General features: G+C 66.2%; 21 protein-coding genes. 14 read left to right on the top strand and 7 right to left on the bottom strand.

All coding sequences use genetic code 11. The annotated features are described in order from the left end of the window. Positions 1–70: 70 nt before the first annotated feature. The 11 genes from LGR64_RS06755 to LGR64_RS06705 all read left to right on the top strand — a co-directional run bounded on the left by LGR64_RS06755 (position 71) and on the right by LGR64_RS06705 (position 10,171). Entirely contained in the window at positions 71–412 is a 342-nt protein-coding gene (locus LGR64_RS06755; RefSeq protein ID WP_013801626.1) for an integration host factor subunit beta, read from the top strand. Positions 413–492: 80 nt separating this feature from the next. Next, positions 493–813 carry a LapA family protein gene (locus LGR64_RS06750; protein ID WP_141836260.1) on the top strand — a complete coding sequence of 107 codons (321 nt, stop codon included), beginning with the start codon at positions 493–495 and terminating at the stop codon, positions 811–813. Then, entirely contained in the window at positions 803–1,978 is a 1,176-nt protein-coding gene (gene lapB / locus LGR64_RS06745; RefSeq protein WP_141836257.1) for a lipopolysaccharide assembly protein LapB, read from the top strand. The genes LGR64_RS06750 and lapB overlap by 11 nt, the downstream gene beginning before the upstream one ends. 260 nt (positions 1,979–2,238) lie before the next feature. Further along, positions 2,239–2,640, top strand: a complete 402-nt coding sequence (locus LGR64_RS06740; RefSeq protein WP_088164204.1) for a ComEA family DNA-binding protein — start codon at positions 2,239–2,241, stop codon at positions 2,638–2,640. A gap of 139 nt (positions 2,641–2,779) precedes the next feature. After that, positions 2,780–5,758, top strand: coding sequence for a monovalent cation/H+ antiporter subunit A (locus LGR64_RS06735; RefSeq protein WP_198820227.1), 2,979 nt, complete (start codon positions 2,780–2,782; stop codon positions 5,756–5,758). Next, positions 5,758–6,123: a Na+/H+ antiporter subunit C gene (locus LGR64_RS06730; RefSeq protein ID WP_012206529.1), complete on the top strand. Its 366-nt coding sequence runs from the start codon at positions 5,758–5,760 to the stop codon at positions 6,121–6,123. Before LGR64_RS06735 ends, LGR64_RS06730 begins: the two co-directional genes overlap by 1 nt. Continuing rightward, entirely contained in the window at positions 6,120–7,916 is a 1,797-nt protein-coding gene (locus LGR64_RS06725; RefSeq protein WP_012206530.1) for a monovalent cation/H+ antiporter subunit D, read from the top strand. Before LGR64_RS06730 ends, LGR64_RS06725 begins: the two co-directional genes overlap by 4 nt. Beyond that, positions 7,913–8,404 (top strand): Na+/H+ antiporter subunit E, encoded by a 492-nt coding sequence (locus tag LGR64_RS06720; RefSeq protein WP_012206531.1) that lies wholly within the window; start codon positions 7,913–7,915, stop codon positions 8,402–8,404. The genes LGR64_RS06725 and LGR64_RS06720 overlap by 4 nt, the downstream gene beginning before the upstream one ends. Next, positions 8,401–8,679 carry a K+/H+ antiporter subunit F gene (locus LGR64_RS06715; RefSeq protein WP_012206532.1) on the top strand — a complete coding sequence of 93 codons (279 nt, stop codon included), beginning with the start codon at positions 8,401–8,403 and terminating at the stop codon, positions 8,677–8,679. Before LGR64_RS06720 ends, LGR64_RS06715 begins: the two co-directional genes overlap by 4 nt. Continuing rightward, positions 8,676–9,059, top strand: a complete 384-nt coding sequence (locus tag LGR64_RS06710) for a monovalent cation/H(+) antiporter subunit G (protein ID WP_012206533.1) — start codon at positions 8,676–8,678, stop codon at positions 9,057–9,059. Before LGR64_RS06715 ends, LGR64_RS06710 begins: the two co-directional genes overlap by 4 nt. Before the next feature lie 242 nt (positions 9,060–9,301). Then, positions 9,302–10,171 (top strand): LOG family protein, encoded by an 870-nt coding sequence (locus tag LGR64_RS06705; RefSeq protein WP_013801619.1) that lies wholly within the window; start codon positions 9,302–9,304, stop codon positions 10,169–10,171. Positions 10,172–10,240: 69 nt separating this feature from the next. Here the strand turns inward: LGR64_RS06705 and LGR64_RS06700 are convergent, their stop codons facing one another. From LGR64_RS06700 to LGR64_RS06675, 6 genes are all read right to left on the bottom strand, one after another. Continuing rightward, the gene (locus LGR64_RS06700) at positions 10,241–11,422 is read right to left on the bottom strand and encodes an MFS transporter (RefSeq protein WP_230355109.1); all 1,182 of its coding nucleotides are present in this window, start codon (positions 11,420–11,422) and stop codon (positions 10,241–10,243) included. Between the two features lies 1 nt (position 11,423). Continuing rightward, the gene (locus LGR64_RS06695; RefSeq protein ID WP_096916751.1) at positions 11,424–12,914 is read right to left on the bottom strand and encodes a DNA recombination protein RmuC; all 1,491 of its coding nucleotides are present in this window, start codon (positions 12,912–12,914) and stop codon (positions 11,424–11,426) included. Between the two features lie 110 nt (positions 12,915–13,024). Then, positions 13,025–14,032: a 2-hydroxyacid dehydrogenase gene (locus LGR64_RS06690; protein WP_065345041.1), complete on the bottom strand. Its 1,008-nt coding sequence runs from the start codon at positions 14,030–14,032 to the stop codon at positions 13,025–13,027. 37 nt (positions 14,033–14,069) lie between these two features. Further along, positions 14,070–15,497 (bottom strand): sodium:proton antiporter, encoded by a 1,428-nt coding sequence (locus LGR64_RS06685; RefSeq protein WP_013801615.1) that lies wholly within the window; start codon positions 15,495–15,497, stop codon positions 14,070–14,072. A gap of 61 nt (positions 15,498–15,558) precedes the next feature. Next, positions 15,559–16,779, bottom strand: coding sequence for a nicotinate phosphoribosyltransferase (gene pncB, locus LGR64_RS06680; protein WP_230355108.1), 1,221 nt, complete (start codon positions 16,777–16,779; stop codon positions 15,559–15,561). 115 nt (positions 16,780–16,894) lie between these two features. Then, positions 16,895–17,356, bottom strand: a complete 462-nt coding sequence (locus LGR64_RS06675; RefSeq protein ID WP_013801613.1) for an acyl-CoA thioesterase — start codon at positions 17,354–17,356, stop codon at positions 16,895–16,897. Between the two features lie 323 nt (positions 17,357–17,679). Between LGR64_RS06675 and LGR64_RS06670 the strand changes: the two genes are divergently transcribed. From LGR64_RS06670 to LGR64_RS06660, 3 genes are all read left to right on the top strand, one after another. After that, on the top strand, positions 17,680–18,228 hold the full coding sequence (locus LGR64_RS06670) for a phasin family protein (protein ID WP_013801612.1): 549 nt from the start codon (positions 17,680–17,682) through the stop codon (positions 18,226–18,228). A 301-nt stretch (positions 18,229–18,529) separates the two neighbouring features. Beyond that, positions 18,530–19,576: a Fe(3+) ABC transporter substrate-binding protein gene (locus LGR64_RS06665; RefSeq protein WP_012206542.1), complete on the top strand. Its 1,047-nt coding sequence runs from the start codon at positions 18,530–18,532 to the stop codon at positions 19,574–19,576. A 131-nt stretch (positions 19,577–19,707) separates the two neighbouring features. Further along, on the top strand, positions 19,708–20,466 hold the full coding sequence (locus tag LGR64_RS06660; RefSeq protein ID WP_034394989.1) for a 3-hydroxyacyl-CoA dehydrogenase: 759 nt from the start codon (positions 19,708–19,710) through the stop codon (positions 20,464–20,466). Positions 20,467–20,619: 153 nt separating this feature from the next. Here the strand turns inward: LGR64_RS06660 and LGR64_RS06655 are convergent, their stop codons facing one another. Then, complete coding sequence (locus LGR64_RS06655) at positions 20,620–21,474, bottom strand: N(5)-hydroxyornithine transformylase PvdF (RefSeq protein ID WP_230355107.1); 855 nt, start codon at positions 21,472–21,474, stop codon at positions 20,620–20,622. Positions 21,475–21,481 lie beyond the last annotated feature (7 nt).

Raw genomic sequence — 21,481 nt, 5'->3', positions numbered from 1 at the left:
CGCTGAAGGTCGGATGCGACGGGCGCCTCCGGGCGCCCGTCGCCATTTCAACCCCTGATTCCTATCCTTGATGACCCGATCCGATCTCGTCGAAGAACTCGCCGCCCGCTTTGGCCAACTGAGCCAGCGCGATGCCGAGCAGGCCGTCAAGACGATTCTTGACGCCGTCAGCGATGCCCTGGTGCGAGGCCATCGCATCGAAATCCGCGGCTTTGGCAGTTTCTCGGTCAACCATCGCCCGCCCCGCATGGGCCGCAATCCCCGCAGTGGCGAGGCTGTCCACATTCCGTCCAAGCGCGTGCCGCACTTCAAGCCCGGCAAGGCCCTTCGCGAAGCCGTGGACCTGCGCCCCGGCGCGGCCATCGATACAGACAACACAGGCTCCGGCACAGGCACCGGCCCTGCCGCCTGAAAGCGGGCTGACCGGCTGCGCGCGCCGCAGCCGCCCTCTCCGCCAGGCTCTAGAATCGTTCCCGTCACACAAGGGAACACATGAAGTACTTCCTGTGGCTGCTCAAGGCGGCCATTTTTTTTACGCTGTTCGCTTTCGCCCTGAACAACCAGCAGGACGCGACGGTGCACTTCTTCTTCGGCACCTCCTGGACTGCGCCGCTGGTACTGGTGGTGCTGGCCGCCTTCGCACTGGGCCTGATCGTGGGCGTTCTGGGCATGGTGCCGCGCTGGCTCAAGCACCGCAACGCCGCGCGCTCGACCCAGGCCACAGTGCCTGCCGCAGCCGAGACACCGGCAGCGGCCACGGCGCCCAAGCCCGCCCCATCCCCCATCCTGCCGGGCGACGTGCATGGAATTTGATCTGAGCTGGATACTGCTGGGCCTGCCCGTCGCCTTCGTGCTGGGCTGGCTGGCCTCGCGCTGGGACCTGAGGCAGATTCGCGCCGAAAACCGCCAGGCGCCCAAGGCCTATTTCAAGGGTCTGAACTTCCTGCTCAACGAGCAGCAGGACAAGGCCATCGACGCCTTCATCGAAGCCGTGCAGAACGACCCCGACACTTCGGAGCTGCACTTCGCGCTGGGCAACCTCTTTCGCCGCCGTGGCGAATACAACCGCGCCGTGCGCGTGCACGAACACCTGCTGTCGCGAGGCGACCTCAGCCGCGTGGACCGCGACCGCGCCCAGCACGCGCTGGCCCAGGACTTTCTGAAGGCAGGCCTGCTCGATCGTGCCGAGGACGCGCTGCGCCGCCTGGAAGGCACGGCCTTCGAGGCCGAGGCCCGCCTGGCCCTGCTGGCCATCTACGAACGCTCGCGCGACTGGGCACAGGCCGCCGCCATTGCGCGCCGCATGCAGGAAGCCAACCAGGGCGACTTCAGCGGCCGCCTGGCCCACTACCTCTGCGAAGACGCCCGGGCCCTGCTGACCCAGGGCCAGCAGGCCGAGGCACTGCAGCGGCTGCAGCAGGCCATCACCACCGCCCCACAGGCCGCACGCCCGCGCCTGGAGCACGCGCAGCTGCAGCACCGCATGGGGCAATCGGCCCAGGCCTTGCACACGTTGGAAAGCCTGGCCGAGCAGTCCCCAGCCTCGCTGCCGCTGGCGGCTCAGCTGCTGGTGGACATTGCCGCCGCCACGGGCCAGCGCCAGCACATCCACCAACTGCTCAGCCAGCAGTACGAGCAGGCACCCTCGCTGGATCTGCTGCAGGCGCTGGTCGCGCTGGACGCTCAGATTGAAGAACAGAGCAACGATGGTGAAACCAAGGCACCGGGACGCGCACGCCTGGTCCAGCATCTGGACAGGGAGCCCTCCCTGGTGGCTGCCGCGCAGTGGCTGGCAGGCGAGAAGCTGGCCGAGGAGCAGTACCACCCGGCCGTGCAACGCGCGCTGGACCACGCGGCCAAGCCGCTGACCCGCTACCGCTGCGCGGCCTGCGGCTTCGAGGCACGCCAGCATTTCTGGCATTGCCCCGGCTGCCAGAGCTGGGACAGCTATCCGGCCCGGCGCGTCGAGGAGCTGTGATGCGGGGCAGGCGCGAGAAGCAGCTCCACCCCCTGCCTCGCGTCACCCCCATTGGCAAACACGGCATGGACGGTGTATTTTCAGAGTATTCCTAGAAACCGCCTTGGCAGGCGCATGGCCATTGACTTTGCACACGTTCGGCCATGCCTGCACGGGCCTGCTGGCCCCCTTCACCGCCTAGCCGCACGCCAAGGCCCTGCATAAGATGCCTCTGGGTCGCAATGTTGCGGCCCTCAACATTTTGGGATCAGGAGGTTTGTATGTTCAGAAAACTGATGGCTGGCTTCATTGCACTGCTGTGGTCCGTGATGGCCCTGGCTGCCGTGGAGGTCAACAAGGCGAATGAAGCCGAATTGACATCCATCAAGGGCATTGGCCCGGCCATGTCGGCACGCATTCTCGAGGAGCGCAAATCCTCCGCCTTCAAGGACTGGCCCGATTTCATTGCACGCGTCAAAGGCGTGGGCGAACCGACCGCCGCCAAGTTCTCGGGGGACGGCCTGACGGTCAATGGCACCAGCTACAAGGGCCAGGGAGCCAAGCCCGATGCAAAGGACACGGCGGCCAAGGACACCAAGGACACGGCAGCCAAAGGCGCCAAGCCGACCAAGGACCAGGCCGCCAAACCGGCCACGCCGGCCAAGGCCGGCGCGGCCTCCTGAGTACGCCAACTGTCTCTATCCAACCCGCTTCGGCGGGTTTTTCATGCGTACTACCCTCGGGGTATGCGCGGCCATAGCCTGAAACATGCTCAGGTTTTCATAGCGAAGCAAAAAACCTTGCCCGTAAAATGAACCGCCCATGCCCCTGATCACCCTCATCCTCCTACCCTTCATCGGCAGCCTGATTGCCGCAATGCTGCCCGCCAATGCGCGCAATACGGAGTCAACGCTGGCCGGCGTCATCGCCCTCGGCTGCGCCATCCAGACGGCATTGCTGTTCCCCCAGATCGCCGATGGGGAGGTGCTGCGCCAGGAGATCGAGTGGCTGCCGGCACTGGGGCTGAATCTGGTGATCCGCATGGACGGCTTTGCATGGATGTTCTGCATGCTGGTGCTGGGCATAGGCTCGCTGGTGGTGCTTTATGCGCGCTACTACATGTCGCCGGCCGATCCCGTACCGCGCTTTTTCTCGTTTTTTCTGGCCTTCATGGGCGCGATGGCGGGCGTGGTGCTGTCGGGCAACATCATCCAGATTGCCTTCTTCTGGGAGCTGACCAGCCTCTTCTCCTTTCTTCTGATCGGATACTGGCACCATCGCAAGGATGCACGCCGGGGCGCGCGCATGGCGCTGACGGTGACGGGAACGGGCGGCCTGGCCATGCTGGCCGGCATGCTGGTGCTGGGCCACATCGTGGGCAGCTATGACCTGGACAACGTGCTCATTGCCGGCCAGCAGGTGCGCGACCACCAGTTGTACCTGGTCGCCCTGGTGCTGATCCTGCTGGGCGCACTGACCAAGAGCGCGCAGTTCCCCTTCCACTTCTGGCTGCCGCACGCCATGGCCGCGCCCACCCCGGTGTCGGCCTACCTGCACTCCGCCACCATGGTCAAGGCGGGTGTGTTCCTGCTGGCGCGCATGTGGCCCGTGCTGGGTGACACCGATGCCTGGTTCTGGCTGGTGGGCGGAGCAGGCGCTGCAACGCTGCTCATCGGTGGCTATCTGGCCATGTTTCAGCACGATCTCAAGGGATTGCTGGCCTATTCGACGATTTCCCACCTGGGCCTGATCACGCTGCTGCTGGGCCTCAACAGCAAGCTGGCGGCCGTGGCTGCGGTGTTCCACATCATGAACCACGCGACCTTCAAGGCCTCGCTGTTCATGGCCGCAGGCATCGTTGACCATGAAAGCGGCACGCGCGATATCCGCCGCCTCTCGGGCCTGCGGCACATGATGCCCATCACGGCCACGCTGGCCTGCGTGGCCAGTGCGGCCATGGCGGGCGTGCCGCTGCTCAACGGCTTCCTGTCCAAGGAAATGTTCTTCGCCGAGACCGTCTACCTGGACGCTGCCCCCTGGGTGCGCACGGCATTGCCCGTGGCCGCCACGGTGGCGGGCATGTTCAGCGTGGCCTATTCGCTGCGCTTCACCATCGACGTCTTCTTCGGCCCCAAGGCCACCGACCTGCCGCACGAGCCGCACGAGCCGCCGCACTGGATGCGCGTGCCCGTCGAATTGCTGGTGCTGGCCTGCCTGGTCGTGGGCATGCTGCCGGCGTGGGCCGTGGGCAGCTTCCTCGCAGCGGCCGCCACGCCCGTGGTCGGCGGCGATCTGCCCGAGTACAGCCTGGCCATCTGGCACGGCTGGAACATGCCCTTGATCATGAGCCTTGTGGCGTTGATTGGCGGCATCCTGCTGTACATGCTGCTGCGCTGGCAGCGCCAGGCCGGCCATATCGATACCGCACCGCTGGTGGGCACGCTCAGCGGCCAGCGCATCTTCGAGAACCTGCTGGCCCGCCTGTCCCTGCTGGGCCGCTCGTCGCGCCGGCGCCTGTCCACCATGCGCCTGCAGTGGCAGATGCTGTGGCTGGTCTGCACCGCCGTGCTGGCGGGCGTTCTGCCGCTGTGGCTGCAGGGCATCAAGCTGGGCGATCGGGGCATGCTGCCGCTGTCGCCCGCCTTTGTGCTGCTGTGGTCGGTGGGCATTCTCTGCGCCCTGGGCACGGCCTGGAAGGCCAAGTACCACCGGCTGACCGCGCTGATCATGCTGGGCGGTGCCGGCCTGTGCACCTGCCTGACCTTCCTGTGGTTCTCGGCGCCCGATCTGGCGTTGACCCAGCTGGTGGTCGAGGTCGCCACCACGGTGCTGATGCTGCTGGGCCTGCGCTGGATGCCCAAGCGCGACAAGAGCCTGCACATTCCCGTGCTGTCCGCCGAGCTGCGAGCCCGCTCGCGCCGCATGCGCGACCTGCTGCTGTCGCTGGTGGCCGGGGGCGGCATGGCCTGGCTGGCCTTCGCCATGATGAGCCGCCCCTTCTATGACGGCGCCTCCACCTTCTTCCTCGAACATGCGCTCAGCGACGGCGGCGGCACCAATGTGGTCAACGTCATGCTGGTGGACTTCCGTGGCTTCGACACCTTCGGCGAAATCGTGGTGCTGGGCATCGTGGCCCTGGTGGTCTATGCCCTGCTGCGGCGCTTCCGCCCAGCCCGCGAGACGCTGGACCTGCCCGAACAGCAGCGCTACGTGCCAGGCGACCTGCAGACCGATCTGTTCAATCCGCGCAATGCCGGCGATACGGCCGTGGGCTACCTGATGGTGCCCGCCGTGCTGGTCCGCCTGCTGCTGCCTTTCGCGGCCCTGGTCTCGGTCTACATCTTCATGCGCGGCCACAACGAACCCGGAGGAGGCTTCGTCGCCGGCCTGGTGTTCTCGGTCGCCTTGCTGATGCAGTACATCATCTCCGGCACGCAGTGGGTCGAGGCCCACTTGCCGATCTTCCCGCGCCGATGGATCGGTGTCGGCCTGCTGTTCGCACTGGGTACCGGCATGGGCTCCATCGTGGCCGGCTATCCCTTCCTCACCAGCCACACCTTCCATATGACCCTGCCAGTCGTCGGCGACGTGCATCTCGCCAGCGCCCTGTTCTTCGACATCGGTGTGTTCTCACTGGTGGTGGGCGCGACCATGCTCATTCTGACGGCCATCGCCCACCAATCGGTGCGCAGCCACCGCTACCACGCCCGCCTGCTGGAGGAGCAGCAACAACAGGCCGAGGAGGCCGAAGCCGCCGTGCAGCAGGCCACCGCCGCAGCCCTGGCGCGAGGAGGTTTCTGATGGAAGTCGTGCTTGCCATTGCCATCGGCGTACTGACCGGCTCAGGCGTGTGGCTGCTGCTGCGCCCACGTACCTACCAGGTCATCATGGGGCTGGCACTGCTGTCGTATGCAGTCAACCTGTTCATCTTCAGCATGGGTCGCCAGGGCCTGGCCATCGACAAGGAGCCCGTGCTGCGGGCCGGCGTGCCGCAGGATCTCGCGCACTATGCCGATCCCATGCCCCAGGCGCTGGTGCTCACGGCCATCGTGATCGGCTTTGCCATGACGGCGCTGTTCCTCGTGGTGCTGCTGGCCTCGCGCGGCACCACCGCCACCGACCATGTGGACGGAGCCCATTCCCGCACCGAGCAGGAGATGCCATGAACGAGCTGACCGCCCGTCTCATGCCGCACCTGATGCTGGCGCCCATCGTGCTGCCCATGCTCTCGGCAGCGCTGATGCTGCTGCTGCGCGAGGAGCGCCAGCGCGTGAAGTTCGCCCTTGGCCTGGTGTCCACCGTGCTGGGCCTGGGCGTGGCCGTGCTGCTGATGCTGTGGACCGACCAGGCCGGCGCACCCGTCAACCTGGGCGTCTACATGCCGGGCAACTGGCCCATGCCCTTCGGCATCTCGCTGGCGCTGGACCGCCTGACCGGCATGATGCTGGTGCTGACCTACACGGTGGCCCTGGCCTCGCTGATCTTCTCCAGCGCCCGCTGGCACCGCGCGGGGATGCACTTTCACTCGCTGTTCCAGTTCCAGTTGATGGGCCTGAGCGGCGCCTTCCTCACGGCGGACCTGTTCAACCTGTTCGTGTTCTTCGAGATCATGCTTGCGGCCTCCTACGGCCTGTTGCTGCATGGCTCGGGCCGGGCGCGCATCCAGGCGGGCCTGCACTACATCGCCATCAACCTGGCCGCCTCGTCGCTGTTCCTCATCGGCGTGTCCATGCTCTACGGCCTGACCGGCACGCTGAACATGGCCGACCTGGCACGCGCCATTCCCCAGATCAGCAGTGCCGACCGCGGGCTGCTGCATTCGGCAGCGGCCATCCTGGGCATCGCCTTCCTGACCAAGGCGGCCATGTGGCCGCTGAACTTCTGGCTGGTGCCGGCCTACAGCGCGGCCACCGCGCCCGTCGGTGCCGTGTTTGCACTCATGACCAAGGTGGGCGTCTACGTGGTGCTGCGGCTGTGGACGCTGCTGTTCAGCTCCGAGGCCGGCTCCTCCGCCCTGTTCGGCAGCACCTGGCTGATCGTCGGCGGCATGCTGACCATGGCCTTCGGCGGCCTGGGCATGCTGGGCTCGCAGCGCCTGACGCATATCGCGGGCTTTGCGGCCATCCTGTCGTCAGGCACCCTGCTGGCTGCCACGGGCTTTGGCCAGAACGCGCTGACGGCGGGGCTGCTGTACTACCTGCCCAGCTCCACCCTGGCCGTGAGCGCGCTCTTTCTGATTGCCGACGTGGTGGACCGCTGGCGCGTGGACGACGACGCGGGCGAGCCCTATGAAGACGACGAGGCGCCCTTCCTCAACGCCGAGCTGCTTCCCACCGAGGGATTCAACCTTGACGAATCCGAAGAGGTGCTGATCGGTCGCGCCATTCCCGCCGCAGCCGCCTTCATCGGCCTGAGCTTCATGCTGGCCACCCTGGTGGTTACCGGCCTGCCGCCGCTGTCGGGCTTCGTGGGCAAGTTCGCCATGCTGTCTGCCCTGCTCAACCCGCTGGGCCTGGGCAACTCCAGCGGCTTCCAGGCCGGCTGGGCCGGCTGGGTGCTGGTGGCGCTGATGATCATCACCGGGCTGCTGGCCCTGCTGTCGCTGGTGCGCGCCGGCATACGCCACTTCTGGGCGACCGAGGAGCAGAACTCCCCCTCGCTGCGCGTGGTCGAAGGCCTGCCCATCGCCTTGCTGCTGGCCTGCTGCGTGGCACTGACGATGCGCGGCGGCGAGCTGATGGGCTACACCCAGCGCGCAGCCGATGCGCTGCTGGCGCCCGATGTCTATGTGCGCTCCGTCATGGGCACGCAGCCCGAGCCCAGCCCGGCAGAAAAGAAGGCCCGCCTGGAAGCCGGCCCTGAAGGCGCGGCACGCGCCGCGGCCCAGGCCAGTGGCGCGCCCATACCCGCAGGCATAGGCGATGCAGGCACGACGGCGGGCAAGGAGGATTCCCGATGATGAAAACCTTGCTGCCCGCGCCGCTGCTGTCGGTGGCGCTGTTCCTGCTGTGGCTGCTGCTCAACCGTTCGTTCAGCAGTGGACAGATCCTGCTCGGTGCATTGCTGGGCCTGCTGCTGCCGCTGCTGCTGCGCGGCCTGCGCCCCTTGCCCGTGCGGGTGCGCCATCCGCTGACCATCCTGCGCCTGGCGCTGCGCGTGGTCTGGGACACCTCGGTGTCCAACTTCAACGTCGTGCGCTTCATGCTGTTTCCGGGCATGCGCAAGCACCCGGCCAACTTCGTGCGCATCCCACTGGAACTGCGCGACCCCAACGGCCTGGCCGTGCTCGCCATGATCGTGTGCATCACGCCCGGCACGGCCTGGGCCGAGATCTCGCGCGACCGCTCGCAGCTCATGCTGCATGTGCTGGAGGTCGATGATCCCGAGGAGATCGTCCAGCACGTCAAGCGTTGCTACGAGCGCCCCCTGATGGAGATTTTCGAATGATGCCCTGGTTCCACTGGACTTTGATGTTCGCGCTGGGCCTGCTGGTCGCGGCCATGGGCTGCGCCGTGCTGCGCCTGCTCAAGGGCCCGCACGCCCAGGACCGCGTGCTGGCGCTGGACTGCATGTACCTCAACGGCATGCTGGCCATGCTGCTCATGGGCATCATCTACGACAGCACAAGCTACTTCGAGGCGGCCTTGCTGGTCGCTCTGTTCGGCTGCGTGGGCTCCACCGCCATGGCCAAGTTCCTGCTGCGCGGCGAGGTGATCGAATGACGCCGGAGACCACACTGCCGCTGTGGTGCCAGATCCTGGTTGCCGCGCTGGCGCTGGGCGGCGCCATCATCGCCTTCCTGGGCTCCATGGGACTGTGGCGGCTGGGCAGCTATTTCGAGCGCGTGCATGCGCCCTCCATCATCGCCACCATGGGCTGCTGGCTGATCATGCATGCCACCTGGATCTACTTTTCCGTCAGCGGCCAGAGCCTGGCGGTGCATGCGCTGCTGATTGCGGTCTTCATTTCCGTGACCGTGCCCATCACCACCATCTTCCTGATGCGCGCAGCCCTGTTCCGCGCGCGCCGTGCGGGCCAGGACGTGCCGCCGCCGCTGAGCACCGTCGTGCGCAACGAACCGGCCGAGCACCCGGACGTCTGAAATCGCTTGCGGCGCCTGAAAATACCCGCCCATTGCCGGTGGCGGGCCCCAGGCCCAAGCCCTGCCCAACTGCTCAGCATACGAATCTGTCACCGGCCCCGTCAATGCGCAAAGCAACGGATACGCGAGCCCCGCGGCTATGAGTTTGTGAGCGTATAGTGCAGTCATCATCTGCGCTGGCAACGCATTTGATGGAACGGCCACAGGCGTGGCCGCCCTGGGTTTTCTGTGTACGAGGGTTCATGCAAATCTCTTCCCCCCTGACCGATACCGATCTGGCCAACGGCTGGTCGGCCCTTCACAACCAGGCGCACAACGGCATGGCATTGCAGCAGAATTCCAATCGCCTCGCCTTCGCGGACCCGGAATTCATGTTCCGCCGCGAGACCCGCGGCATCCGCATGCAGCTGGAGCTGCTCAAGCCCGACCTGGCCCAGATTGAACGCGGCATAGAAAACACCGTCGTGGTCTATGGCAGCGCGCGCTTCGTGGACCTGGAGCAGGCCGAGCAGCAACTGGCCGACGCGCAGGCCAGCGGCGATGCACAGCGCATTGCAGTGGCCGAGCGCGCCGTGCGCAACGCCCACCGCTACGAGCAGGCCCGCGCCTTCACGCGCATCGTGGCCGCCGACAGCCTGAACCAGCCGCCCGAGGAGCGCCTCTATATCTGCACCGGCGGCGGCCCCGGCATCATGGAGGCGGCCAACCGTGGCGCCCATGATGTGGGCGCACCCAGCATCGGCCTGAACATCGAGCTGCCGCACGAGCAAAACGGCAACCGCTTCATCTCGCCGGACCTGAGCTTCAAGTTCCACTACTTCGCCTTGCGCAAGATGCATTTCATGATGCGCGCCAAGGCCCTGGTGGCCTTCCCCGGCGGCTTCGGCACGCTGGACGAGCTGTTCGAGGTGCTGACCCTGATGCAGACCGGCAAGACGCATTCCGTGCCCGTGATCCTGTTCGGCACCGAGTTCTGGAAGCGCCTGCTCAACATCGACCTGATGATCGAGGAAGGCACTATCTCGCCCAAGGACCTGCAGCTGTTCCGCTATACCGATGATCCGGTGGAGGCCTGGGCGCTGATCAAGCAGTTCCACGCTGGCGGCTGGTAAGCCGCAGCGGCCGGCAGGCCGCCACCGCATCGCAAGGCGATCTGCGCACCAAGGCGCAGGTCGCCTTTTTCATTCCGGCTTGCGCGGCGGCAGCCCCATGAACCAAGCCGTGCGGATGCCCGAGGCCACGGCCGCGCCCACCACCCAGAACAGCGCAGACACGCCGATCAGCGCCCCCGCCGAGCCGAACAGCACGGGCATGGCCACGCTGGAGGCATTGATGGCCATGAGCCGCAGGCCCAGCGCCTCGCCATGGCGGTGCTCGGGCGTGATCTGGTGCAGCATGCTCATGACCATGGGCTGCACCGAGCCCAGCGAAAAGCCCAGCAGCACCGAGCACACGCCCATGGTCAGTGCCGAGTCCATGAAGGGGTACAGCGCAAAGACGAAGGCGGTGATGGCCATGGCGCCGGAGATCACGGCGCCTTCGCGCAGGCGCTCGGCCACCAGCGGCATGGCCAGGCGGATGGCGGCGGCCGCCACGGCAAAAATGCCCAGCAGCGTGCCGATGACCGAGGCGCTCAACCCCTTCTCATGGCCCAGCAGCGGCAGCACGAAGGTGTGCACATCCCAGCACGCCGACTGCAGCCAGTTGACCAGCAGCAGGTTGCGGAAGTTGCGGTCGCGCAGCAGATCCCAGGCATGCTGCTTGGGGCCGCCGATGGGCGCACGCACGGGCGGCAGCTCCTGCGTGTGGCGCACCCAGCTCCAGGCCAGCACGGGCACCAGGGCCAGCAGGCCGAAGGCGACGCGGTAGCCCATGGTGCTGCCCTCGCCACCAAAATTCGCGTGGTCGATCAGCAGCCCCGTGCTGAAGGGCCCGATGAAGTTGGAGATGGCCGGGCCTATGGCCAGCCAGCTGAACACCTTCTTGAGCGCCAACGGATCGTGGGTGACCCGCCCTGCATGGCGCTGCACGGCAATCACCACCGCGCCGCTGGCACCACCCGTCAGCAGCGCAACCAGACACAGCACGGGATAGACCGGAAACGCCAGCGCCAGCGCACAGCCGCCGCTGGCCGCCAGCATGGACAGGAAAAACGGCTTGCGAAAACCATGCTTGTCCGCAAAGCGCCCGGCCGGCAGCGCCAGGAACACCTGAGTCAGCGCAAACAGCGCCAGCAAGATCCCCACGGCCGCCGCGCTGTAGCCCTGCTGCAGCGCCAACAAAGGCGCGGCCAGCCGCATGCCGGCCATGGTGGCGTGCACGCTGACCTGGGCCATGATGACTTTGAACAGCGCCAGATTCATCTCAGTCCTGCTCCGACCCTGGCTCCATGCCTGCCGCCGTGTCCTTGCCGTCCGGCAGACCGGGCAGCCCTGCGCTCGAGGCCGGCGCGGGCAGCTCCTGCACATCGCGCAATTGCCGCTGGATGGCGCGCGTGCGCACACCCACCTGCTCGAAGCGCTTGGCGGCGGCATCGATGGATTTGCGCGTGGCATCCACCACTTCGCCGAACTTGGCGAACTCGGTCTTGACCTGGCCCAGCACGGCCCAGACCTCGGACGATCGCTTTTCGATGGCCAGCGTCTTGAAGCCCATCTGCAGGCTGCTGAGCATGGCCGCCAGGTTGGCCGGGCCGGTGACCATCACGCGGCAGCCGTTCTGTACGGCCTCGACCAGGCCGGGGCGGCGCATGACCTCGGCAAACAGGCCTTCCGTGGGCAGGTAGAGCACGGCAAAGTCCGTGGTGTGGGGCGGGCTCACATACTTGCCATGGATCTTGCGGGCCTCGAACTTGATCGATGCCTCGAAGGCATTGCCGGCCGAGGCAATGGCGGCCTTGTCGGCCGCATCCTGGGCGTCGAGCAGGCGCTGGTATTGCTCGACCGGGTACTTGGCATCGATGGGCAGCCAGACCGGCGTCTCGTCGCTGCGCCCGGGCAGGCGGATGGCGAACTCCACCATGTCGTCGCTGCCGGGCACGGTCTTGACGTTGCGCGCGTATTGCTCGGGCGTGAGCACGTTCTCGATGATGGCGCCCAGCTGCAGCTCGCCCCAGGTGCCGCGCGTCTTCACATTGGTCATCACGCGCTTGAGATCGCCCACGCTGCCGGCCAGTGTCTGCATCTCCCCCAGGCCCTTGTGCACCTGCTCCAGCCGGTCGCTGACCAGCTTGAACGATTCGCCCAGGCGCTGCTCCAGCGTGGCATGCAGCTTCTCGTCCACCGTGCGCCGCATCTCCTCCAGCCGCGCCGCGTTGTCCGACTGGATGGTGGCAAGGCGCTCGTTGAGCGTGCCGCGCAGCTGCTCGGCATGGACCTGGCTGGACTGCGCCAGCCCGCCCAGCTGCTGCTGGATGTCGTTCTTAAGGGAGTCCAGCGTGCTGCGCGTGGTCTGCGCCAGCGCCTCGAAGCGCTCCTGCACATGGGCGTTGAAGCGCTGCGTGCTTTCGCCCTGGGCCTCGCGGGCCTGGGCGCTGTCGGCGGCCAGGCGCACCGTGAGCCGGCCCAGTTCCATGCGAAAGGCGGCCAGCGCCTCGCCTTGTTCGCGCCGCGCGGCCTGTGCATCGAGCTGGGCCTGGGCCAGATGGGCCTGCAGCTGCTGCGACACACGGTCCAGCCCGCCGTCGCTCTTGGCCACGGCCATCTGCGTGGCCTGGGCGCCGCGCTCGAGCTGCTGCAGCCGCACATCCAGCATCTGCAGCGCCTGCAGCAACTGCTGCGGCGCCACCCCATCATCGCGCTGCGCCGAGCGCCTGCACAGCAGCCAGATCACGGCCGCCTGCCCCAACAGCAGCACGGCCCATGCCGCCCACCACACTCCGGATATCTGGGTCAAGATCTTGCTTCAGCTCCATGCAGCGGGAAGCGGCCAGGGCCTGCCTTCCCGCGATTGTCGGAATACGGCACTCAGGCCTTGGCGCGCGCGCCTGCAGCCGCCGCCTCGGGCTGGTTGACGGGCGTGCGCGGGCCCTTGCCGCTCAGAAAGTCGATCAGGTTGTCGGCTGCCAGCTCGGCCATGGCGCTGCGCGTGCCCATGGTGGCGCTGGCGATGTGCGGGGTCAGCACGACATTGGGCACGGTCAGCAGCTCGGGATGGACCGAGGGCTCGCCCTCGAACACGTCCAGGCCGGCGGCGGCAATGGTCCTGTCGCGCAGCGCCCTTGCCAGCGCCGCGTCATCGACGATGCCGCCGCGCGCGATGTTGATCAGCGTGGCCGTGGGCTTCATCCTTGCGATCTCGGCCGCGCCTATGGTGTGGTGGTTTTCCTTGGTGTAGGGCAGCACCAGCACCACATGGTCGGCCATGGCCAGCAGTTCGTCCTTGCCCACGTAGCCGGCCTTGCATTCGGCTTCCAGCTCGGGCGACAGGCGCGAGCGGTTGTGATAGACCACCTTCATGCCGAAGCCATGCGCACCGCGCCGGGCAATGCCCTGGCCGATGCGGCCCATGCCGATGATGCCCAGCGTGCTGCCGTGCACTTCCGAGCCGGCGAACAGGTCGTAGCGCCAGGAGTTCCACTTTCCGGCGCGCAGGTAGTGCTCGCTCTCGGTCACGCGGCGGGCCGTGGCCATGAGCAGGGCGAAGCCGAAGTCGGCCGTGGTCTCGGTCAGCACGTCGGGCGCGTTCGTGCCCTGTACGCCCGCTGCCGTCATCGCGGGCACGTCGAAGTTGTTGTAGCCCACGGCCATGTTGGCCACGACCTTCAGGCGCGGGCAGGCCGCCAGCAGTGCCGCATCGATGGTCTGCGAGCCCGTGGTCAGGACACCATCCTTGTCCTGCAGATGCGCGGCCAGCTCCTGCGGGCTCCAGACCACGTCGTCCTGGTTGGACTCGACCTCGAAGTGCTGCTCCAGCTTGCGCACCACCTCGGGCGGGATGGCGCGGGCGATCAGGATGCGGGGTTTGCTTGCCATGTCTGTCTCTTTCCTTGTCTTGGCGGGAGGCGGTTCTTCAGCGGAACCAGATGAAGCTCATCAATACGAACAGCGGCACCAGAATGCCCAGCGACCAGGCCATGTAGCCGAAGAAGCTGGGCATCTTCACGCCGCGCTCCTCGGCAATGGCCTTGACCATCAGGTTGGGCGCGTTGCCGATATAAGTGTTGGCACCCATGAACACCGCGCCCGCGGAGATGGCCGCCAGCGTGGAGGCCATCGTGGTCATCAGCTGCGCGGCGTCGCCCCCTGCGGTGTTGAAGAACACCAGGTAGGTGGGCGCGTTGTCGAGGAAGGAGGACAGCAGGCCCGTGGCCCAGAAGTACATCAGCGGATCGGGCGTGCCATCGGCGCGCGTGACGGCGCCCACGATGGCGCCGAACGGCCCGCCCGTGCCCGCCTTGAGCATGGCGATCACGGGGATGATGGTCAGGAAGATGCCCGCGAACAGCTTGGCCACTTCCTGCATGGGCCCCCAGCCGAACTCGTTGGCCTGGTGCACGCTGCGCGGCGTGAGCCGCAGGGACAGCAGCGCCACCACGATCAGGCCCGCATCGCGCACCAGCCCCGGCAGGCCCACATGCGTGCCGGCCAGCACCAGCCCCGCATCGGTGCGCCACAGGCCGCTCATCAGCACCAGAGCCACCACGGCCAGCAGCAGCGCGAAGTTCACGCTGCCATCGAAGCCCAGGCGGCTGGCGCGGCCCGAGGCGTCGATGCTGGGCGTGGGATCGGGCAGGTCCGCCTCGCCGGCCTTGCGCAGCAGCCAGGTGTCGATCGCGTAGAACAGCGCCAGCAGCACGCCGACCAGGAACAGGGTCTCGGTGAAGATGTGGCGCACCGTCCAGAAGAAGTCCACGCCCTTGAGAAAGCCCAGGAACAGCGGCGGATCGCCCAGCGGCGTCAGCGAGCCTCCGGCATTGGAGACGATGAAGATGAAGAACACCACCACATGCACCTGGTGCCTGCGGTTGTCGTTGGCGCGCAGCAGCGGCCGGATCAGCAGCATCGATGCGCCCGTGGTTCCCATGAAGCTGGCCAGCACGGCGCCGATCGCCAGGATGGCGGTGTTCAGCCCCGGCGAGCCCTTGAGATTGCCGCGCACATAGATGCCGCCCGACACCGTGTACAGCGCCGTCAGCAGGATCACGAAGGGCAGGTACTCGGCCAGCAGCGCATGCACCAGGTTGGCCAGGGCCGCACCCGCACCGAACACCGCCGCAAAGGGCAGCAGGAAGGCCAGCGCCCAGGCCGCCGTCAACTTGCCGAAATGCCGGTGCCAGAAATGGGGCGCCGCCAGCGGCACCAGGGCAATCGACAGCAGCATGCCCGCAAAGGGCACGCCCCAGAGCACCGACAGCTGGCCGCCATCGATCTCGGCCGCCAGGGCCCAGGAGGGCACGCAGGCGACGAGCAGCACCAACAATCCACGCAAGGCCTTCATGGTCCCGTCTCCTCTTTGTTCTGTATTCACTGTCCCCTCCTGGCAGCGGGCCGCGCAGCGATCAAGTCTGTGCCGCGGGCGCCGCAATCTCGAACACCTGGCGCAGATAGGCCAGGTATTTCTCGTCGTCGCACATGCTCTTGCCCGGCGTGTCCGAGAGCTTGGCCACGGGCTGGCCGTTGCAGCGCGTCATCTTGATGACGATCTGCAGCGGCACATGGTCGGGCGCGTCACCCAGGTCATTGGTCAGGTTGGTGCCGATGCCAAAGGCCAGCTGGCAGCGCCCGTGGAAGCGCTGGAACAGCTCGATGGTGCGCGGCACCGTCAGGCCGTCGCTGAAGATCAGCGTCTTGGTCAGCGGATCGATGCGGTTGGCGCGGTAGTGGGCCAGCAGCCGCTCGCCCCACTCGAACGGGTCCCCGCTGTCATGGCGCGCTCCATCGAAGAGCTTGCAGAAGTACAGGTCGAAATCGCGCAGGAAGGCCGACATGCCGTAGACGTCCGACAGCGCAATGCCCAGGTCGCCCCGGTACTCGCGCGCCCAGGACTCGAAGCCGAAGATCTGGCTGTCGCGCAGGCGCGGGCCCAGGGACTGGCAGGCCTGCAGGTATTCATGGGCCAGCGTGCCCAGGGGCCGCACGCCCAGCTTCATGGCATACAGCACGTTGCTGGTGCCCGCGAACTGCCCCTCGGACTCCGCGGATGCGCCGGGCCGGCCCAGGCGTGCGCACAGCACGCGCAGCACCTCTTCATGCCAGGCCCGCGAAAAGCGGCGGCGCGTGCCGTAGTCGGCAATCTTGAGCTGCTCCAGGCCCGGCTGCTGCAGCAGCGCGATCTTGGCATCCAGCCGGCGCCGGCCCTCGGGGAAATCGGGCACCGGCTGGGTGTTGCGGAAGTACACCTCGTTGACGATGGCCAGCACGGGAATCTCGAACAAGATGGTGTGCAGCCAGGGCCCGCGGATGGTGATGTCGATCTCGCCGTTGGACAGCGCCTGCACCGTGACGCACTTCTCGTTGAGGTGGAACAGGCTCAGGAAATCGACGAAATCGCTCTTGATGAAGCGCAGCGAGCTCAGGTAGGCCAGCTCCGCATCCTGGAACCGCAGGCTGCACAGCGAGCGGATCTCGGCCCGGATCTCGTTCACATAGGGCGCAAGCTGCACGCCGGGATTGCGGCACTTGAAACGGTACTCGACCTGTGCCCCGGGAAACTGGTGCAGCACCACCTGCATCATCGTGAATTTGTACAGGTCGGTATCGAGCAGGCTGGTGATGATCATGGACAGAGCCGGGCGGTAAGCGCCCAAGCGGTCAGATGGCAGACAGCTTTCGAGTGTAGGCCATCCACACGCCGCCGCGCTGCGAGCGGGCGCCTTGCATGCGCCCCGAACGCCATCAACCGCGCAGCAGCGGCTCCAGCACCCGGCGCAGCGCCTGCGGAATCTGGGCAGGCCGGCGCGTCTGCCGGTCCACATAGACATGGACGAAATGCCCGGCTGCGGCCGACAGCGGCTCACCCTGCGCAAACAGCCCCACCTCGTAGCGCACGCTGGAGCCGCCGATGCGGGCCACGCGGATGCCGGCCTCCACCTCCTGCGGAAAGGCCAGCGGGGCGAAGTAATTGCATTGGGTCTCTATGACCAGTCCTATCGTCTCGCCCGCATGAATGTCCAGCGCGCCCTGCTCTATCAGATGGGCATTCACCGCCGTATCGAACCAGCTGTAATAGACGACGTTGTTGACGTGCCCGTAGACATCGTTGTCCGACCAGCGGGTGCTGATGCGTCGGAATGCCGCATAGGCCGAACGGGGCTGCGGCGCGGGGCGGCTCGGGAGCGATTCATTCATGGCGGCCATTGTGCCGCTGGCCGAATGCGCCCTGTCCCCGGCCACTGTCGCCATCACGACGCGCACTGCTGCCAATCACTCGCCAAGCGAGTAAGCATGCCAACTGAAAAATGTCGTCAAACCGACATAAAACCAATTCAAAATCAAAGACTTACAAAAAACCCACAGCTTTCCGAATTTTTTTGCTGCACCGCAGCATCAGGTACTTGATTCCTTTTTTGCAATCCCTACAATAAGACCCATGCTGCACTGCAACATGACACTCAGTCAGGTCAGCGCAGGCAATTCCCCGTAACCCGAGACCCCTGTGGTCCGTTTTTCTGGAGACTGACATGAGCTTGACCCCTGACCAAATCCTGAGCGCACAAAAGGCCAACCTGGAAACCCTGTTCGGCCTGACGAGCAAGGCCTTCGAAGGCGTTGAAAAGCTGGTGGAACTGAATGTGACCGCCTCGCGCGCCGCACTGACCGAAGCTGCCCAGCACACCCAGGCTGTCCTGAGCGTCAAGGACGCACAGGAACTGCTGTCGCTGCAGGCCAACCTGTTCCAGCCCCTGGCTGAAAAGACCGCTGCCTACAGCCGTCACCTGTACGACATCGCCAGCGGCACCGGCGCCGAACTGGCCAAGACCTTCGAAAGCCAGGCTTCCGACCTGCAAAAGAACTTCAGCGCCCTGGTGGACACCACGGCCAAGAACGCACCCGCCGGTTCCGAAACCGCCGTTGCCGTGATGAAGAGCGCCGTGTCGGCTGCTAACAATGCCTTCGAGTCGGTGCAAAAGGCCGTCAAGCAGGCTTCGGACCTGGCGGAAGCCAACTTCACGGCCGTGACCAACACCGCCAACGAAGCCGTCCAGTCGGCCCAGACCCGCAAGCGTTAATCACGCTGTCTTACAACAGGGCTGCGTGCAAGAATCAGTGATTACCCGCATAATTGCACGCATCCCGGGTCGAAAGACCTGACCAGTTGTCTCCTTGGATCCTCTTGAAACCCCCGTTTCTGGATCCTTTCAAACCCAGTCTTTGGACTGGGTTTTTTTTCGTGCGCTTTTTCGCGCGCCAGGGCTCGCGGCCCACCAGGGACCACCGCGCACAAGCCCTTAGACGGGCCCCACCCTTTATTAAGAACAATTCGCGTTTGACCTATCATCGCGCTTTGCCAACAAAGAGAGGCCTGTCTTCATGTCGAAATCCCTGAAAGCCCTGTTTGCCGCTTGCGCCCTGGTGGCTGCCGGCACAGCCATTGCCGACTCCCAGGTCGTCAACCTCTACTCCGCGCGCCACTACTCCACGGACGAGGAGCTGTACAACGGCTTCACCAAGGCCACCGGCATCAAGATCAACCGCGTGGACGGCGACGACGCCGGCATCATTGCGCGCCTGAAGGCCGAGGGCCAGGCCTCGCCGGCCGATGTGATCCTGCTGGTCGATGCCGCACGCCTGTACCGCGGCGAGGTCGATGGCCTGTTCCAGCCCATCCACTCCAAGCTGCTGGAAGACGCCATTCCCTCCAACCTGCGCGCCCAGCCCACGGCCGATGGCATCAGCTGGTTCGGCCTGTCCACACGCGCCCGCGTCATCGTCTACAACAAGGCCAAGGTCCAGCCCGCCGACGTGCAGAACTACGAATCGCTGGCCGACCCCAAGTTCAAGGGCCAGCTGTGCATCCGCTCGGGCTCGCATCCCTACAACCTGAGCCTGTTCGGCACCGTGGTCGAGCACATGGGCGACCAGAAGGCCGAAGGCTGGATCCAGGGCATGAAGGCCAACCTGGCCCGCCCGCCCAAGGGTGGCGACACCGACCAGATCAAGGCCGTGGCCTCGGGCGAATGCACCATCGGCGTGACCAACAGCTACTACCTGGCGCGCATGATGCGCTCGGGCAAGCCTGAGGACCAGGCCGTGGTCGGCAAGATCGGCGTGGTCTTCCCGAACCAGTCCAGCTGGGGCACGCACCTGAACATCGCAGGCGGCGCCGTGGCACGCCATGCCAAGAACAAGGACAACGCCGTCAAGTTCCTGGAGTACCTGGCCAGCCCCGCCGCCCAGAACTACTTTGCCAACGGCAACAACGAGTGGCCCGCAGCCAAGGGCGTGGAACTGGACAACCCTGCCCTCAAGGAGATGACCGGCGGCAAGCCCTTCAAGAGCGAGACCATCCCGATCACGGCCGTGGGCAAGAACATGACCAAGGTCCAGCAAATGCTGGACCGCGCCGGGTTCCAGTAACCCCCATCGCGCCCATCACCAGCCCGGCACTGCCGGGCTTTTTCTTGGGCGCGGCATGGCTGCGGACGGGGCTGCATGCATAATTTGAGAGTTACGTTTACGTCAACGTCAGATAACCAAGGAGACATTCCATGCAGATCAAGGACCGGGTATTCATCGTCACGGGCGGCGCCTCCGGGCTGGGCGAAGGCACGGCGCGCATGCTGGCTGCCGAGGGCGGCAAGGTGGTGATTGCCGACATGCAGGCGGACAAGGGCGAGGCGGTGGCGCGCGAGATCGGCGGCGTCTTCGTCAAATGCGACGTGAGCCAGGAGGCCGATGGCCAGGCCGTGGTGGACAAGGCCGTCAGTCTGGGCAAGCTGGCAGGCCTGGTCAACTGCGCAGGCATTGCGCCGGCCGAGAAGACCGTGGGCAAGAACGGCGCGCACAACCTGGCGCTGTTTTCCAAGACCATCACGGTCAACCTGATCGGCAGCTTCAACATGATCCGCCTGGCCGCCACCGCCATGTCGGCCAACGAGCCCGAGAGCACGGGCGAGCGCGGCGTGCTGATCTCCACGGCCAGCGTGGCCGCCTACGACGGCCAGATCGGCCAGGCGGCCTATGCGGCGTCCAAGGGCGGCGTGGTCGGCATGACGCTGCCCATTGCGCGTGATCTGGCGCGCAACGGCATCCGCAACATGACGATTGCCCCCGGCATCTTCGGCACGCCCATGCTGTTCGGCATGCCGCAGGAAGTGCAGGACGCGCTGGCCGCCGGCGTGCCCTTCCCCAGCCGCCTGGGCACGCCCCAGGACTACGCCAAGCTGGTGCGCCACATTCTGGACAACGACATGCTCAATGGCGAGGTGATCCGGCTGGACGGGGCCATTCGTCTGGCGCCGAGGTGAAGCACCCCCTGAGCGGCTGCGCCGCTTCCCCCTCTCTACGCGCTTCGCGCGGGAGGGGGACGACACCCTAGCGGCGGGGCGGCGCGGCCGGCATAGGCCCTTGCTCGGTGTCCCTCGCTTTGGGCCGTGCCGGTTTTTGAGATACGCGCGTTGTCACACCGTGGTGTCTGCAGGCGTGTCTGCAGGCGCTCTGGCCATCATCTCCAGCCCCTTGCGCAATGCAGGGAACAGGCTGTGCTGGAAGTTGTTCCAGCGCAGCTCGAGGATGGTGTCTTCGGGATCGATGTCGGTGCCCAGCACGTCGGCGATGACTTCGCCGGAGTCGATGCCGTTGTCCACGTAGTGAAAGGATGCGCCGGTCTTGAACAGGGGCGGGACCGGGCACTGTTCCATGGTCTTCCAGTCCACGATCTTGTAGCCCTGCGCGCCATGCAGCGCGTCCAGCGTGGCACAGGCCCCCCGGCGTTCATAGGGTGACTCCAGCCGCGTGATGCCGGGGTGGATGTTGGCAATCCTGCGGTGGAACAGGGCCCCGGGCCGCACGAGCCGGTCCAGGATGACGAGCAGGCCGTCCAGCACCACCCGCTCGGCACCCAGTTGCACCAGCCGGTCCTGCAGTTGCGCCTCGAACATCTGCTTGCCCGCGGCGCGCTGCGGATCGTTCAGCGGCAGGCGCCGGTAGGAGGACGGCACGGCCATGAGCAGGTCATTGACCCTGCGCCCCTGGATGCGCAGGTCCGGCGGATAGAACCAGCGACCGCCCGGCCGGTAGCTGAAGCCGTAGTCGCCGATTTTTTCCCGGTCGCGCGGCGAGGCCTCGTCGTCGTCGTGGATCACGGCCTCCAGGCTGTAGATATCGCCCAGCGGGCTGGTGTCCAGCAACTCGCCCAGGTATTCGAGCGGCGACTTCATGTAGCGCGTTGCGCCCTTGTAGGCGATGTGCTGGCCGGCCTGGTCGGCGGCGGCGTTTCTCAGGGACCAGATGTAGACGAGTTTTGTCTTTGCCATGTTCGTG

Source organism: Delftia sp. Lp-1 (assembly GCF_020523835.1).
Lineage (GTDB): Bacteria > Pseudomonadota > Gammaproteobacteria > Burkholderiales > Burkholderiaceae_C > Comamonas > Comamonas acidovorans.
This window is presented reverse-complemented; position numbering and strand designations above follow the sequence as displayed.

What these genes read in the sequence shown, in the direction of transcription:
- LGR64_RS06705 (WP_013801619.1), top strand. Translation starts at nt 9,302, where the DNA reads ATGCAAATCTCTTCCCCCCTGACCGATACCGATCTGGCCAACGGCTGG.
- LGR64_RS06670 (WP_013801612.1), top strand. Translation starts at nt 17,680, where the DNA reads ATGAGCTTGACCCCTGACCAAATCCTGAGCGCACAAAAGGCCAACCTG.
- LGR64_RS06740 (WP_088164204.1), top strand. Translation starts at nt 2,239, where the DNA reads ATGTTCAGAAAACTGATGGCTGGCTTCATTGCACTGCTGTGGTCCGTG.
- LGR64_RS06675 (WP_013801613.1), bottom strand. Translation starts at nt 17,356, where the DNA reads ATGGCCGCCATGAATGAATCGCTCCCGAGCCGCCCCGCGCCGCAGCCC.
- LGR64_RS06730 (WP_012206529.1), top strand. Translation starts at nt 5,758, where the DNA reads ATGGAAGTCGTGCTTGCCATTGCCATCGGCGTACTGACCGGCTCAGGC.
- LGR64_RS06660 (WP_034394989.1), top strand. Translation starts at nt 19,708, where the DNA reads ATGCAGATCAAGGACCGGGTATTCATCGTCACGGGCGGCGCCTCCGGG.
- LGR64_RS06720 (WP_012206531.1), top strand. Translation starts at nt 7,913, where the DNA reads ATGATGAAAACCTTGCTGCCCGCGCCGCTGCTGTCGGTGGCGCTGTTC.
- LGR64_RS06755 (WP_013801626.1), top strand. Translation starts at nt 71, where the DNA reads ATGACCCGATCCGATCTCGTCGAAGAACTCGCCGCCCGCTTTGGCCAA.
- LGR64_RS06655 (WP_230355107.1), bottom strand. Translation starts at nt 21,474, where the DNA reads ATGGCAAAGACAAAACTCGTCTACATCTGGTCCCTGAGAAACGCCGCC.
- LGR64_RS06735 (WP_198820227.1), top strand. Translation starts at nt 2,780, where the DNA reads ATGCCCCTGATCACCCTCATCCTCCTACCCTTCATCGGCAGCCTGATT.
- LGR64_RS06715 (WP_012206532.1), top strand. Translation starts at nt 8,401, where the DNA reads ATGATGCCCTGGTTCCACTGGACTTTGATGTTCGCGCTGGGCCTGCTG.
- LGR64_RS06685 (WP_013801615.1), bottom strand. Translation starts at nt 15,497, where the DNA reads ATGAAGGCCTTGCGTGGATTGTTGGTGCTGCTCGTCGCCTGCGTGCCC.
- pncB (WP_230355108.1), bottom strand. Translation starts at nt 16,779, where the DNA reads ATGATCATCACCAGCCTGCTCGATACCGACCTGTACAAATTCACGATG.
- LGR64_RS06665 (WP_012206542.1), top strand. Translation starts at nt 18,530, where the DNA reads ATGTCGAAATCCCTGAAAGCCCTGTTTGCCGCTTGCGCCCTGGTGGCT.
- LGR64_RS06710 (WP_012206533.1), top strand. Translation starts at nt 8,676, where the DNA reads ATGACGCCGGAGACCACACTGCCGCTGTGGTGCCAGATCCTGGTTGCC.
- LGR64_RS06750 (WP_141836260.1), top strand. Translation starts at nt 493, where the DNA reads ATGAAGTACTTCCTGTGGCTGCTCAAGGCGGCCATTTTTTTTACGCTG.
- LGR64_RS06725 (WP_012206530.1), top strand. Translation starts at nt 6,120, where the DNA reads ATGAACGAGCTGACCGCCCGTCTCATGCCGCACCTGATGCTGGCGCCC.
- lapB (WP_141836257.1), top strand. Translation starts at nt 803, where the DNA reads ATGGAATTTGATCTGAGCTGGATACTGCTGGGCCTGCCCGTCGCCTTC.
- LGR64_RS06690 (WP_065345041.1), bottom strand. Translation starts at nt 14,032, where the DNA reads ATGGCAAGCAAACCCCGCATCCTGATCGCCCGCGCCATCCCGCCCGAG.
- LGR64_RS06700 (WP_230355109.1), bottom strand. Translation starts at nt 11,422, where the DNA reads ATGAATCTGGCGCTGTTCAAAGTCATCATGGCCCAGGTCAGCGTGCAC.